General features: G+C 55.7%; 10 protein-coding genes. 3 read left to right on the top strand and 7 right to left on the bottom strand.

Annotated elements, in window-relative coordinates:
• Positions 1 to 205 precede the first annotated feature (205 nt).
• Positions 206 to 1,501, bottom strand: coding sequence for an ImmA/IrrE family metallo-endopeptidase (locus tag AC3WMV_RS02650; protein WP_103367159.1), 1,296 nt, complete (start codon positions 1,499 to 1,501; stop codon positions 206 to 208).
• A 280-nt stretch (positions 1,502 to 1,781) separates the two neighbouring features.
• Here AC3WMV_RS02650 and AC3WMV_RS02645 point away from each other — a divergent pair, with 280 nt between their 5' ends.
• Both AC3WMV_RS02645 and AC3WMV_RS02640 read left to right on the top strand, forming a co-directional pair.
• Positions 1,782 to 3,386 (top strand): ATP-dependent nuclease, encoded by a 1,605-nt coding sequence (locus AC3WMV_RS02645; RefSeq protein WP_103367160.1) that lies wholly within the window; start codon positions 1,782 to 1,784, stop codon positions 3,384 to 3,386.
• Positions 3,379 to 4,446: a UvrD-helicase domain-containing protein gene (locus tag AC3WMV_RS02640; protein WP_103367161.1), complete on the top strand. Its 1,068-nt coding sequence runs from the start codon at positions 3,379 to 3,381 to the stop codon at positions 4,444 to 4,446. Before AC3WMV_RS02645 ends, AC3WMV_RS02640 begins: the two co-directional genes overlap by 8 nt.
• A gap of 352 nt (positions 4,447 to 4,798) precedes the next feature.
• Here the strand turns inward: AC3WMV_RS02640 and AC3WMV_RS02635 are convergent, their stop codons facing one another.
• The 6 genes from AC3WMV_RS02635 to AC3WMV_RS02610 all read right to left on the bottom strand — a co-directional run bounded on the left by AC3WMV_RS02635 (position 4,799) and on the right by AC3WMV_RS02610 (position 12,869).
• On the bottom strand, positions 4,799 to 6,097 hold the full coding sequence (locus tag AC3WMV_RS02635) for a tyrosine-type recombinase/integrase (protein WP_103367162.1): 1,299 nt from the start codon (positions 6,095 to 6,097) through the stop codon (positions 4,799 to 4,801).
• Positions 6,098 to 7,286: 1,189 nt separating this feature from the next.
• On the bottom strand, positions 7,287 to 7,802 hold the full coding sequence (locus AC3WMV_RS02630) for a cupin domain-containing protein (protein WP_027611930.1): 516 nt from the start codon (positions 7,800 to 7,802) through the stop codon (positions 7,287 to 7,289).
• Positions 7,803 to 7,935: 133 nt separating this feature from the next.
• A complete protein-coding gene (locus AC3WMV_RS02625; RefSeq protein WP_103367163.1) occupies positions 7,936 to 10,338 on the bottom strand; it encodes a TonB-dependent receptor in 2,403 nt (800 codons plus the stop codon).
• 67 nt (positions 10,339 to 10,405) lie between these two features.
• Entirely contained in the window at positions 10,406 to 11,368 is a 963-nt protein-coding gene (locus AC3WMV_RS02620) for a FecR domain-containing protein (RefSeq protein ID WP_103367164.1), read from the bottom strand.
• Positions 11,368 to 11,877 carry a sigma-70 family RNA polymerase sigma factor gene (locus tag AC3WMV_RS02615; protein WP_095135832.1) on the bottom strand — a complete coding sequence of 170 codons (510 nt, stop codon included), beginning with the start codon at positions 11,875 to 11,877 and terminating at the stop codon, positions 11,368 to 11,370. Before AC3WMV_RS02615 ends, AC3WMV_RS02620 begins: the two co-directional genes overlap by 1 nt.
• A gap of 95 nt (positions 11,878 to 11,972) precedes the next feature.
• The gene (locus AC3WMV_RS02610; RefSeq protein ID WP_103367165.1) at positions 11,973 to 12,869 is read right to left on the bottom strand and encodes a helix-turn-helix domain-containing protein; all 897 of its coding nucleotides are present in this window, start codon (positions 12,867 to 12,869) and stop codon (positions 11,973 to 11,975) included.
• A 161-nt stretch (positions 12,870 to 13,030) separates the two neighbouring features.
• Here AC3WMV_RS02610 and AC3WMV_RS02605 point away from each other — a divergent pair, with 161 nt between their 5' ends.
• A complete protein-coding gene (locus AC3WMV_RS02605) occupies positions 13,031 to 14,389 on the top strand; it encodes a glutamine synthetase family protein (protein ID WP_103367166.1) in 1,359 nt (452 codons plus the stop codon).
• The last annotated feature ends 14 nt before the right edge of the window (positions 14,390 to 14,403 follow it).

The raw sequence follows: 14,403 nt of genomic DNA, 5'->3' as shown, positions 1-14,403 counted from the left end.
AGGCCTCGCACTGCACAAATGGCAGCCTCTACGTACTGTTCGAATGATTGCGAAACTGCAATGCGTTTGATCACCTTATCCATTAAATCTGGTGTTCCCAAGGCTCCACGGTCTTTGGGCGCCACTCAGCTCAGCCGGCGTCTAAACACGGCGACTAAGCACCCGCCGACGATGCGACACAGACTTCCAGGCAGATGCAGACCAATCAATCTTGCCGACAAACCTCTACCAGCAATCCCAATACCCGCATGCGCAAACGGATCGCTGTCTTCGAAACGTTAAAATAATTGCTCAGGGAATTGCACACAGCATGAAACTGGATGACGTTGTCCTTCTGACTGTCTAGGTACAGAGGGCCGTGGCCGCGGTTCCGGATGCCAAGATGCTGTAGTAACAAACCAAAAGCGGTCTGGAATTCTTCTGTGGGCATCAAAAGACACGAAGCGAAAGTATTTGCTTGCCACTCCAGCCGCTCGGCTTCCCCCTTAGGAATAGTGATGAGTTGGCTCTGGTCAATGTCCTGCACTCGGATGGCTTCTCGTGTCATGTAGCGCTTGTGATTTAGAAAGTGATGTCCCAACTCATGGGCGAGGGTGAATCGGGCCAAGTGGGATTGGCTATCTGCCGCGAAGATTTTGATCTCAAGCGGGCTGAACGTGATACTGCCGAGGGCCGACCCCGAGCCCTCAATGAAGCTCACGGACAGTCCACTGACACCAGCTTCGCTGGACACTAGCTTGGTAAGATCGACCGTTCCCCGAATGTATGAAATGGATTTCAAAGCCTGCTGCGCCAAGCGATCTATTCTGTCCCGCGAAATGAATGCGACCCTGGGTGTTGCGATAAGCGTGGGCTGACGAATCAGACTTAAGTCGTTCTCTTCAAAAGCACTCTCAAGGTCGAGGCCTTTCCAGATGCCTTCCCAACCATCCGTAAAGCCGGCGGGAGTTACGGCATAGGCGCTATAAACGGTAGGCCGAAAATCCACCTGGGTTAGGGCGTATTCGATCTCTGCGCGCTTACGGGCTCTAGCGCTACGCGCCCCGGTTAGCAGGGCGCGAGGAAGCTCCCATCGAAACTCAGATTGATCAAAGTAACGCAAGACACCGAAGCCTCGGTTCCGAGCGATGTTGAACGTGCCGGACTGAAACGCACTGGAGGATGCAAAAACACCCTTGGCATTGAAGCCGGCCACTTGACGTATCTTTGAACCAAACTCTTCGATGTCTCCCACAGGCACTTTGCCGCTGTAGTTCTTGCATTCGATGAGCACAAGCAACGATGGAGTTTCGAAACCAGGTAGGAATACTTCGACAGAAATGTCAAAAATGATGAAGTCTTCTCGGTCACGCGAGTAGTAGCCCTTCTTCCTGAAAATTTTGCAGCACTCAGATCGGAACGCATAGAAGCGACCCTCATTGATCTCACGAGACAGGAACTCAAAGACTTGCTCCTCGAATCGGTCGCCCTTGGCATAGGTGCTGAGCGCTTCAATTTCCATATGTGTGGCGGGCTCCTAGTAACGGGTCAGAACGTCAGTCGCAGGCGAATGGACGGTGCTTTAAAACGAACGGCGAGATTGTTACCTCTCGGAGGGGAACAGTGGCTGAGTTGCTCGCGCAGTGCATTATCGGGCGTTCTCGACTGCCCGGTAATCAAGTAGAAGCAGGAGGGCGCACCAAAATATGGCTGAGTCGACAACGAACCAGTTCGCTTATAGCATCAAGCAAAGCGGCCATCAAAGCGCCATCTAGCGGAACCTCTGCCAAGGAACGTCGAACGTGATCACCAAAATCCGCATCCGTGGGTACCGCATCTACAAAGATTTCCTCCTGAAGCCCAACCCGGGCGTGAACATCCTGGTCGGTGACAATGACGCCGGCAAGTCCACGCTGATGGAGGCGATCTCGCTGGCGCTTAACGGACGGATCGGTGGGCGGGGGATCCTGGAGGAGCTGAACCCTCACTGGTTCAACACCGAGATGGTGGCTGAATTTCTTGCTCTCAGGAATGCGGGAAAGAAGCCTAAACTCCCGGAAATCCTGATTGAGCTTTACCTGCAAGACACACTGGAACTCCAGGTGTTGCTCGGCGCCGTTAACGCGGACGTCCCAACGAACGCCTGCCCTGGAATCGTTCTTTCTATTGCCCCCAATGAGGAGTATCAGGATGAGCTGGATGAATGGCTGAAAGCCCCATCCGTGCTGCTCCCCGTCGAGTATTACACCTACGAATGGCGCTCCTTCGCTGATAGAGAACTCACACGACGGCCACGGGCGCTCTCGGTGGCCACCATCGATTCTCGCACGGTCAAATCCGCCGCCGGCGTTGATTACCATCTCCGCCAGATCCTTAGCGACCACTTGGAAACATCCGAGAAAGCACAGATCTCGCTGGACTACCGCGGCATCAAAGCATCCATGACTGATGGTGCGCTGGCGCCGGTGAACAAGCGACTTTCCGGTCTGGGCGCCGCGCTACAGTCAGAGCCTATGGCGCTGGCAATGGATCAGACATCTCGTACGTCTTGGGAAAGCGTGGTTACTCCACATGTCGACGGGCTCCCGTTCGCGATGGCAGGCCAGGGGCAACAGGCTGCTATCAAGATCTCTCTCGCGATGAAGCGTCATTCCTCGAAGGCGAACATCGTGATGATCGAGGAGCCTGAAAACCATTTATCTCACACCAGTCTGACAACCCTACTCAATCGCATTGAAGATCTGGCGACGGAAGAGCTGCAGCTTTTCATTTCGACTCACAGCACCTACGTGTTGAACCGGCTCGGCCTCGATGCATTGCTGCTTCTTCACCGCAACAGTGCGTCCAAAATCACAGAACTTGATCCGGATACAGTGAGCTACTTTCAGAAGCTGCCTGGCTACGACACCCTCCGCTTAGTGCTAGCGAAAAAAGTCGTCTTGGTCGAGGGGCCATCCGACGAAATCATATTCGAACGTGTCTACAACGATTGCTTCGGCGCACGCCCGATGGCCCACGGGATAGATGTCATCAGCATGCGTGGACTGGCACTGGCGCGATGCCTTGAGCTTTGCGCAGCGATCAACAAGCCAGTAGCCGTGATGCGCGACAACGACGGCGTTGACCCAATCGACCTACGTGCTCCGGTTCTAAAGTGGCTGGACGTGAAGCGCAGAGAGCTGTTCATCGGCACCGTTGCTGACGGTACCACGCTGGAACCCCAGCTTATTACGGCGAACGGCGAGCCTCAGTTGCGCAAAATGCTCGGCATCACCGCGGGAGCAACTCTATTGACCTGGATGGCGCGCGAGAAGACAGAAGGGGCAATTCGACTGGTTGAGTCGGATCAGGTGCTCACCCCGCCTGGATACATGAAGGATGCGGCGGAGTTCATCCACAATGCCTAACCTTCTGACCTTGGCTGTCGCTGGTGGTAGAAAAACTCAAGGCTTGGTCGATCACTGCAAAGAGTTGCCTACCGATCGGCGTGTGCTCATTGTCACGTTCACCCAGACGAATCAGCAGGAACTGATCCATCGCCTAGGCTCCCAAGCCGGCGATCGCCACAACATCGAAGTTCTAGGCTGGTACACATTCTTGCTTCGCCACTTTGCAAAACCGTTCCTGCCATTCAAATTCCCAAGGGAGCGGGTAGGGGGCTTCAACTTCGAAGGTCGCCCAAGCATGTACGCGAACGGCAAACAGAGATTTATGGATGGTAGCAACCAGATCTACGCATGCGAGCTCGGCCGTCTCGCACGCGAGTTGATGGCAGCCACACCCATGTTGTTACGACGACTGGAGTCTATCTACGACGAGATTCTGATCGACGAGGTACAAGATCTCAGTGGCTACGATTGGGAAATCGTCCATGAATTACTTGAGTCGAGGATCGACGTCCGCATGGTTGGTGACGTGCGCCAGGCGGTGCTCTCGACAAACCCGAGGGGACAGAAAAACAAACAGTATGGGTACGCAGGTGCGCTTGAATGGTTTCTTGTGCGCGAAAAAGTAGGGCTGCTTAGCATTGACTATGCGACCACGACTTACCGCTGCCGAACTGAAATCGCGACGTTCTCTGACACCATTTTTGATGCGTCATGGGGCTTCCCAGGAACCACGTCAGAGAACCACGCGGTGTCTGAACATGATGGCGTGTACTTAGTGCATTCCAAGCACGTTCATCAATACGTTGAGCAATACCGACCTCAGTGCCTGCGCAGCACCATAGCTTCTGGCAAGGAGTTTGCGTTGGATTTCATGAATTTCAAATTGTCGAAAGGTGCCACATTCGAGCGCGTGCTGATCATGCCTACCGCGCCAATCAAGGCCTTTATTCAGAAACAGACCTATCTGGAGTCAACGTCAGCGGCTGCCTTTTATGTTGCTGCTACACGGGCCAAGCAAAGCTTAGCGATCATCATCGACAAACCTGGTAACTCGAAACTGCCGGTTTGGGTGCCGTAGCTGAGAGGAGCAGGGCGCTCAAGTGTGGTCAAGATGGACTCAGGGCTGTTGGGATGCTGGGGGCCCATTTGGATGGGGCGGGCTGGGGGCCGGTGCGGGATGTGGTTCTATTTGCCCAACCTGCAACTCAGTGGCGCTGATTACCCAGGTACTGCATCCGCAACGCCTGCAAGGACGTCGAGGTCGTCACCTTTGACGAGTTGCTCGGTAAGCTGCGGATGCTGGCTCAGCACTTGGCCCCCGTAGATCCAGTCGACATCCCAGATATTTCTGAAGAGCAGGCTGCGTGCGATCTCGAATGAAGATACCCAGCGAGGGAACGTACTATCGGCACGTCTGGAGCTAAAGACGTTTACCCACGATCGCGTAAACCTAGGCGCTTGATTGAGTGCGCACGCTCCTGATCGTGTGAGTGGTAGTACGTGTTCTGGGTAGTGCTGAGATTGCTATGACGCAGATCAATCTGCAGGTCTTTGGCGCTCCGCAAGGGCGCGTCGAAGGTCGCAGATGTATGGCGTAACCAGTGAAGAGAAGCGACCTTTAAGCTTTCCATCTCGTGAACCGCACGCCCCTCGATGCGCATACTTTCAAGAGCCTTATCGAAGACAACCTGGAGGAGGGCGCGTACCTGTCGATCCGACAGACCAGAGCGTCCTCTGAGGGTCTTGATCAAGGGTGTGGTCTCGCCGATCTCCGGAAGTTCCGGCAGCCCCAAAAACCGACGATAGCGCTTCAGATAGAGATCTATATATTCATCCCTGACGGCAATTTTTCCAACCTTGTTACCTTTGCCCACGGCGTGATACCACCAGTTGCCCTCAGGATCTTGGCGGAAGTCCCCCATAGAGGGCTTCCAGTTGTGTCGCCCGACAACATCTGACACGCGCAGATACATGGCAAACAATGTTGAAAGTATAAACAGTGTACGCTCATACCGGGCAGGTTCGGACTCCGCCATCTTTTCAGCTGTTTCAAGCACGTAGCTCCATTGCAACGGCGTCAACGCGCGCGTAACACCCTCGTCTTGAACATTATCGCTGTTACGGCCGGACTTTTTGATCATCCGGAAAGGGTTTGCCACAGCATAACCATCTTCAACCATGAATTCGAAGAAGCGACTGCAAATCGAGAAAACTTGATTAATCGTACCGTTAGCTGCGTTATATGTGCTCCCCATTACAACTTGCTCTTGACCATCGGAGCCGGTCAGTGGCTTCGATGATTTGATGTTGAATGGACGCCAGTTAGGGTTAGGAATAACAGGTTCCTCGAGCGCGCTCTGCGCGTCGTTATTCTTCACGAAACGGCTACGCGTGACAGGCCCAATCCAGTCTCGAGGCGGGTTACGACAAAAACTCAAATAATCCAGGGCGTCCTGGCGCTTAAGTTGATTCAGCGGCTTCTGGTTAATCAACAATGACCACAGCAGCAAGCGCTCAATATGTATGCGATACGAGCTGAAGGTTTGAGCATTGTCGGAAAAAGCCCGCAGGAACGAACGCACGGCCAGGTAGCCGCGCGGAGCCTCTAGCGTAGGGGGAAATGACGCAAGGTAAGCTTTCACGCTTGGAGTGGTGGGCTCGCTATAACGGAAGTCCTGATCAAGGAAGGACTCGTACGTATCAAATAAGGGTTTCGGCGAACGAGACATTAATGACCACCAGAGACGTTAGTTAATGCTGTTTAGAGACTTCCAGTTATGACAGTAATCGGAAGTTGGAGACCTATTATCCATAATTAGTCTCTCCTCTCATGCAACTTTGGCTTAAGAAAGCCCGATGGTATCTCGCGCGTATCTATCGCGCAACTATGACTCATTACCTCCCAAACCTTCTGGGCTTATCTCAAGATTTCGTTAAATAGACAGTACTTCTCTCCCAATTATTCTTCAGGTATCGAGCCGGTGGCACTGATGTACGTATGAGCCCGCCATGCTGTCTCGTCATTACTGCGCGCACCTTCTGATTATTCCTCGTAATTGCGTTAAAAAATTCGTTTTAGTCTCATAATTCCGTTCCCCGTCGTTGGCACGGCTAAATATCGTGAAAACTTCACACTCCCGCCAATACCCGGAATTTCTGGGTGGCGGGTAGCCAGGGGTGTAAGTCCACTGGTGATATCTCACGATTTCGTGCCGGGAAGCCAAAACCATAGCTCTAGGATGGGTCTAGTGCAGAGCAGTTCTCAGCCCAGTTTTTCCAAAAAATATTTTAGGAAAACTCGCGTCAGGCTTGATCTTCAGCAATCCGAGCGGTGGATTGGCGCGGAATTCTGCCTATGCCGCCAGAGCGTTCGGGCCCAGAAGTGTCTCGTCAAATCTTCACCAAAAGCGCTGCGGGTTATGTCTCGCGATTTCTTCGAAATATAGATAACTTATTGTTTTTATTGGAATTTATCTTAATTGCGCAAACGTGGATACGCGACGTTGTCTCACGATTGATTGATAGACTCTGAGCTAGTAACAAAATGATGGAATAGGCTGAAACCCTCGCAAATAAAGGCTTACAGGCCAACTGCCGGCTACACGGTAGTCTCATAATTACGTTGCAACAGTTGGTGAGGCCTGCACTACATTTTTCGTAATGCCCAGTAAAATCAATCTGTTAAGCGCTTTTCGAAGCAACGTCTCTTTATATCGCGATTGCCTCAGTCGCGAGATTGTTGGAGTGAGACAGACGTTGGTGCAGGAAGGCGCGTAGCGTAATACGTTGTTTAACATAATATACATTACACGTAACAAGATGTTTCAGGGTTAGCCCGGTTGCACGCCAGATTTCAATCCAGAGTTTTACCCTGAGTCCTCTTTTCAAAACCTCAGCCTTGCCTGCAATTGGCGACCTTCAATCAGCATCTCGCGTCAGTTTTTCAATAAGCATCCGGTGCTGTGGAAATTGCGCAATCAGTTTTCGTCGATCACCCATCTCCATATCCGCAAAATCAAATCCCGGCGACACGGCCTCGCTGATCAATCCAAATCCATGTTCTCCCTCGAGCAGTCGCGAAGCTTTCCAGATTCCGCCAGGCACGTGCATTTGCAGATGCTGTCCCGCCAGAATGTCGTTGCCCATTACCAGCGTTTCCAGCGAGCCGTCAGCATGGATCATGCTGTACTCGATGGGATCGCCCAGATGGAAAAAATGCACAATGTCGGAATGATTGAAATGAAACTGGCCCACTGGTGATTGCTCGGTCAACAGGTAGTAAATCGATGTCATCAGGTACCGTGGGCCACCGACGGTATCGAGCATCTCTCTATGATCGGCCTGATAGGTTCTGCGAAAATAACCGCCTTCCACGTGAGATTGCAGATCCAGCGCCTGAATCAAGGCCTGTGCGTTTACTGTGCGTTGAGACATGGTCTGCTCCGGTGGATGGCGGCGTATTTTACGATAGCTCTACTAAACGGCTATTTAGTGTAGTTAACAGTAGATCGCTGAATTTCGAAGATTTTACCCTACTTTTAAGCGCGCACTTGTTTAACAAGGCAAATCAGAAATCCACCGTTGCTGATAGCAGATAAGTCCTCGGCGTCGAAAGCGTCAAACCGGGTTCGCTGTCATCTGATGCGCCCGCCGAACTCCAGTAGTGTTTATCCAATACGTTTTCGACATTGGCGCGTACGGTGATGGTCTTGTCGTCCAGTTTAAAGGCGTAACGCGTCCCCACGTCGAACCGCTCCCATGAGTCGATTTCCTTCTGGTTGGACTGATCCAGATACTGCGAACTCGAATAGATTCCACGGCCTGTCAGCGTCAGCCCCTGCATATTGGGTACATCCCACTCTACGCCGAGATTGACGTTGTATTTGGGTGTCGCGGGCGCGCGGTTACCGTCAAAGGTTCCATTGGTGGTCTGGGTCAGTTCGCTGTCGATGTACATCACGCCGCCGAGCAATCGGAACCCTTTGAACGGCTCGCCGAACACACTCAATTCCACACCATCGTTCTGTCGTTTGCCGTTCGGGCCGAAGACTCGTGTCGAGGCGTTGGTTTCATAAGCAGGCTGTTTGATCCGGAACACAGACGCTGTAAGCGCATACGAACCCGCGTCATATTTGGCCCCGACTTCGACTTGTCGGCTGATAAAAGGCGGGAAGATTTCATCCTCGTTGATCGACGTCGATGGCGCAATTTTCCCTTGGCTGAGGCCTTCCATGTAGTTGGCGTAGAGCGACAACTTTTCCGTCGCCTTGAACAGAATGCCGCCCGATGGCGAGAGTTTTTCTTCGTCATAAGCGGTGTCGCCCTTCACATCATCGCTCCAGTCGTCGACTTGAACCCTTTGCCAACGGGCGCCAAGGGTCAGCTGCAGGCGATCATCGAAGAACCCCAGCGTATCGGACAGTGCGACGCCGCTGAAGCGGCTTTCCGTGTAGACCCTGGCGTCGTAGCGTGTTGGCGTGCGCGGCTTTGCGGTTTCCACCGGGTCATACAGATTGCTGCGCCCCGCCGCATACCGCGCGCCGCCATTTTCGAAATCCATGTAGAAGTAGCTGGCCGCCAGATTGACCTCGTGGCTGACTGAACCGGTATGGAACCAGTTGCGCACACCCGCCGTGGCAGTCCGGACATTTTCGTCACGGGTGAAGTCCCGCGGTTGAACGCTGAAGTCGCCGGCGTCGTTGGTCACCGACACCGCATGCCGAAGGAAATCGTGATTACTTTTACGGGCGCCGACGCCGCCATACAACATGACCGAATCGCTGACGTCGAACTCGCCATTGAGCGTGCCAAACGTATCTTTGGTCCGCGCCTGGCTCCAGGGTTGCGCGTAGTTGTCGCGCACATCATCAGCATCCGGAACTTTCGCGTTTGCACCGACCTGCACACGTTCTTGCGGTGCATCGGTATCGCGCTCGGTGTGACCGATATCGGTGGAAAGCCGCAGGCGCTCACCGCGAAAATCCAGGCCCAGCACTGCCATGTCGCGATCGACGCTCTGGTGATCCCATTCAGTGTCACCCGATTGTTTGACGCCGTTGAAACGCAGGCCGAACTGGTTGTCCTCACCAAAACGACGGCCGATATCGACGGCGCCGCCGAGCTGATTGTTCGAGGCGTAACTGGCCGTCAGCGATGTATTCGGCTGATCGCCGGCGCGCTTGGGCACCACGTTGATCCCCCCTCCTACACTGCCCCGCGGCGAAATCCCGTTGATCAGTTGGCTCGGGCCCTTGAGGATGTCGACGCGCTCGGCCATTTCCATGTCGATCGTATAAGTGGGCAAAACCCCGTAGAGCCCGTTGTAGGAAACATCACTGTTGAACAGGCTGAAACCGCGGATGGTGAATTGCTCATAACGGCCGCCTGCCGGGTTCGTCGCACGCACCGAGGGATCGCTAGCGATCAGATCGCCCAGAGTGCGAGCCTGCTGGTTTTTCACCGTTTCGCTGGTGTAGGTGGTCATGCTGAACGGGGTCTCCATGAAATCCCTGGAACCCAGCAGTCCTTGCGAACCACGGCGCGCTACCTGGCCACCGGCAAAAACCTCGGAATCCGTGCTACCCGTCGATCCAAGAATCGAAGTGGGTGCCAGTTCCAGACTGCCGCCGTCCGGCGCAGGAATAACTGTGTAAGCGCGGTCGCCCGCCGGTTGCAGCTGTAGACCGGACCCCAGCAACAACCGGGTGAAGCCCTCCTCCACGCCAAACTCACCCGACAGACCATTGCTGTTGCGCCCGCTGACCAAGGCCGGATCTACCGACAGATTGACCCCGGCCAGTCCGGCAAAACGGGTCAGCGCCGCACCCAGGCTGCCGGCAGGCACCTGATAAGCGCGGCGGTCGGCGCTTTCCGCCCAACTGCTGGGGATCAACAGGGGGCTGGCACTCAGGCTCAGCAGAAGGCTCAACTGCAACAACGGGCGTACACGACCTGGAAATACTGCAGGCATAGGAACAAGCTCTCGATTGGATTCACTTGCCTGGAATGACCAGCGAGGCGAAAAAAAGGGACAGGTATCAGGCTGTTTTTTTAGACTGAGAGGGTTTTCGCGGAACGACAGAGACCCAAAAGCGCGTGCGTTTCTGCACGTCGATCGGCAGGCTGGCCGCCAACAGCGAGAGCACTTGATCGGTGTTATCCAGGCGAAAACTGCCGGTGATGCGCAACGCCTCCAGCTCCGGGTCCCAGCGCAAAACGCCTGGGCGGTAACGGCTCAATTCGCGCAGAAAATCCCCCAGCGGCTGGTTCTGCGCCATCAGTACACCGTCGCGCCAGCTCGGCATCGAGACATCAAACACCCGGACAGAACCCGCGCCAGAAGCCAGCAGCCTGATCTGCTGGCCCTGATCGAGGATCAGCGCCGGCCCGCTTGACGGTTGCAACTGCACCGAGCCACGGACCACCGACACATTGCAGTCACGCTCATTGAGACGCACGCAAATCTCACTGTGACTGACGATGATCCGCCCGTACGGCACGTTGATGATCAGGGCTGAGTTGCCTGGTACATCAAGGGCCATCTCTCCACGCAGCAGCGTCAGTTGACCGCCGGCAAGATCCACATTGACGGCGCTGTCGGTATTGAGCTGCAACGAACTGCCATCGGCGAGCGGCATTTTTTTGCGTTCACCGGTGCCCGTCTGCAAATCAGCGCGCCAGACGTCCAGCGGCAGTTGCCGACTGATCAGCCAGGCCGCCGGCACCAATGCCGCGATGCCGAGCGCGCGTTTCAGCGCGGCCCGACGCGCAGCATCCGGACGATCCAGCGTAGCCATGGCCAGCGCAGAAGGCAGTGCGGAAAACCGTTCGCGCAAGCGCTGAATTTTCTGCCACGCGTTTTCATGTCGGCTATCGCTGTTACGCCAGGCCTGCAATTGCGCATGATCGTCAGCGCCCGCTTCGCCGGACTCAATCAACGCCAGCCATTGCGCGGCGGCGCGGGCGACTTCGCGGGCTTCATCGCTGGGGGCTACGCGCATCAAAGCTCCACCAGCAGACAATGCTCGTAGGCCTGTGCCATGTAACGTTTGACGGTGCGCTCGGACACCTGCAAGCGCTCGGCGATTTCGCGGTAACCGAGGCCTTCAAGCTGACTCCATAAAAACGCCCGACGCACTGCTCGCGGCAAACCATCGAGTAACTCATCCAGTGCTTGCAGGGTTTCCAGCAGCAGCCAACGCTGCTCGGGCGACGGCACGCACTCCTCCGGGAGTTGCGCGAGGGCTTCGAGGTAGGCTTTTTCCAGACTGCGGCGGCTGTAGAAGTTGCTCAACAGGCGTTTGCCTACGGTCAGCAGATACGCGCGTGGCTCGCGCATGTCGGCAATCGGTTGCGCGCTGCACAGCACACGCAAAAAGGTGTCCTGACTCAGATCCGCCGCATCCCACGCATTGCCCATGCGTCGACGCAGCCAGGTTTCCAGCCAGCCTCGGTGATCGCGGTACAGCGCGTGCAGGCTCTGCTCAGATGGCGTGGCGGCTTCAATCATCTCAAGAGACCCTGCGCGAAGTTAGATTCAAATGAGACTGATTCTATTTAACTTCGCTTGGGACACAAAGATCTTTTTGCCCGTGACGGCAATCTCTAGCGTTTCAGCGTCTCGCTCGGCAGCTCTTTGAACAGAGCCCGATAACTGCTGGAAAACCGCCCCAGGTGCCAGAACGACCAGCGCATCGCCACCTCGGCCACGGTGGTTTCCGTGGGCCGGCGCTTGAGCAATTCGCGGTGTGCACTGTTCAGCCGGCGCAGGCGCAGCCAGTGACTCGGGGTCATCCCGGTGTAGGCCTTGAACGCCTGCTGTAATTGCCGCAACGGCACCCCTGCGACCTTCGACAGTTCGAGCAGATTGACGGTGTCTTCCGGCGAATCTGCCGCCCACTCCCCTACTCGCTTCATGATCATCCGTTCTTCGCTACGCCGCTGTAATCCGCCGCGATCAAGACGGGTGTGTGCGTTGTCGAGGATGAACAGGCAGTCTTCGAGTAACTGCTGAGTCAGGGAGTCTTTATCAAACGGATCAACAGCTTGCGACAACTTCGTGAGAGTTGAGCTTAACCAGCGACTGAACAAGGCGTTCTGCCCGCAGTTAAGCGGCGCCATGAACAATCCTTCGAGTCTCGCCACCTCCAGACCGTGCTGACGGACGAATTCCGGGCCGAACACCACGGCAATTTCCTGGTAGTTCTCCGGGGTGATCCAGATGTTGCGGCTGTCTTCGTTGAGCAGATACAGCGCGTTGTCGCTGCGATCGAAACAGAAGGCCAAGGCCCCCGATGGCGCGCTGAACGTCTGCTCGACGCGAGTGTTCATCTGTTCTTCGTAGACCTGCACACCCTCCAGGTCCAGATAGCGGATCTGCCCGGCGAAATGTCCGGGAGACATCTGCTGGTAATGCTGGACCCAACCCGGCGTGGCGCGGATCTGTTCGCTGACATCAGCGGTATTGAAAGCCTGAACCTGTAGCGGATTACACGTTGTCATGGGAGACCTTGCGCACTCTTTTGGTGCGCTTTGGTGCTGCTTAAAGTGGATAGATGGAACGGCAAGGCACGCCCAAGATAGTCGTCAACGCGCCACAGGGGAAGGGGCGGAAGATGAAACCCGCCCTCCCCGGCGTCTATAAAACCAATAACGAGGTCTTTATGAATGCCCCTTTCGATCAGCTGTTCACGTGGCTGAAAGATCACAAGATTACCGAAGTTGAATGTGTGGTCAGCGACCTGACCGGCATCGCCCGCGGCAAGATCGCACCGACCAACAAGTTCCTGCATGAGCGAGGCATGCGCCTGCCGGAAAGTGTGCTGCTGCAAACGGTAACCGGGGATTTTGTCGACGACGACATCTACTACGACCTGCTCGACCCGGCCGACATCGACATGGTCTGCAAACCGGTGAGCGACGCCGTGTATGTGATTCCATGGGCAATCGAGCCGACCGCCATCGTCATCCACGACACCTTCGACAAGTTCGGCAACCCGATCGAGCTGTCGCCGCGCAACGTGCTGAAGAAAGTCCTGCAGCTGTACACCGACAAGGGCTGGAAGCCGATCGTGGCGCCGGAAATGGAGTTCTACCTGACCCAGCGCTGCGAAGACCCGGACCTGCCACTCAAGGCGCCGCTGGGGCGTTCGGGCCGGGCTGAAAGCGGTCGGCAATCGTTCTCGATCGACGCCGCCAACGAATTCGATCCGCTGTTCGAAGACGTCTACGACTGGTGCGAGCTGCAAGGTCTGGATCTGGACACACTGATCCACGAAGACGGCCCGGCCCAGATGGAAATCAACTTCCGTCACGGCGACGCACTGGATCTGGCCGACCAGATCACCGTGTTCAAACGCACCCTGCGCGAAGCGGCGCTCAAGCACAACGTCACTGCCACGTTCATGGCCAAGCCGATTGGCGACGAACCCGGCAGCGCCATGCACCTGCACCAGAGCGTCGTGGAGATCGCCACCGGCAAGCCGATCTTCGCCAATGCCGACGGCACAATGAGCGAGCTGTTTCGCCATCACATCGGCGGCCTGCAGAAGTACATCCCGAAAGTCCTGCCGATGTTCGCGCCGAACGTGAACTCGTTCCGCCGCTTCCTGCCGGACACTTCGGCACCGGTCAACGTCGAGTGGGGCGAAGAAAACCGCACCGTCGGCCTGCGTGTGCCGACCTCCGGGCCGGAAGCCATGCGCGTGGAAAACCGCCTGCCGGGCGCCGATGCCAACCCGTATCTGGCGATCGCCGCGAGCCTGCTGTGTGGCTACATTGGCATGGTCGAAGGCATCGAACCGAGTGCCGCCGTCGAGGGCCGCGCCTACGAACGCCGTAACCTGCGCCTGCCGATCACCATCGAAGACGCGCTGACGCAAATGGAAGAATGCGACACCGTTGCGCGTTACCTGGGCAAGAAGTTCGTACGCGGCTACGTCGCGGTCAAACGCGCCGAGCATGAAAACTTCAAGCGCGTGATCAGCTCCTGGGAGCGCGAGTTCCTGCTGCTGAGCGTCTGATCCATCCCACAAAG

It is taken from the genome of Pseudomonas sp. FW305-3-2-15-E-TSA4 (assembly GCF_058787295.1).
This window is presented reverse-complemented; position numbering and strand designations above follow the sequence as displayed.

Coding starts and splice junctions, on each gene's coding strand:
- AC3WMV_RS02640 (WP_103367161.1), top strand. CDS start 3,379: ATGCCTAACCTTCTGACCTTGGCTGTCGCTGGTGGTAGAAAAACTCAA.
- AC3WMV_RS02610 (WP_103367165.1), bottom strand. CDS start 12,869: ATGACAACGTGTAATCCGCTACAGGTTCAGGCTTTCAATACCGCTGAT.
- AC3WMV_RS02630 (WP_027611930.1), bottom strand. CDS start 7,802: ATGTCTCAACGCACAGTAAACGCACAGGCCTTGATTCAGGCGCTGGAT.
- AC3WMV_RS02620 (WP_103367164.1), bottom strand. CDS start 11,368: ATGCGCGTAGCCCCCAGCGATGAAGCCCGCGAAGTCGCCCGCGCCGCC.
- AC3WMV_RS02625 (WP_103367163.1), bottom strand. CDS start 10,338: ATGCCTGCAGTATTTCCAGGTCGTGTACGCCCGTTGTTGCAGTTGAGC.
- AC3WMV_RS02615 (WP_095135832.1), bottom strand. CDS start 11,877: ATGATTGAAGCCGCCACGCCATCTGAGCAGAGCCTGCACGCGCTGTAC.
- AC3WMV_RS02635 (WP_103367162.1), bottom strand. CDS start 6,097: ATGTCTCGTTCGCCGAAACCCTTATTTGATACGTACGAGTCCTTCCTT.
- AC3WMV_RS02605 (WP_103367166.1), top strand. CDS start 13,031: ATGAATGCCCCTTTCGATCAGCTGTTCACGTGGCTGAAAGATCACAAG.
- AC3WMV_RS02650 (WP_103367159.1), bottom strand. CDS start 1,501: ATGGAAATTGAAGCGCTCAGCACCTATGCCAAGGGCGACCGATTCGAG.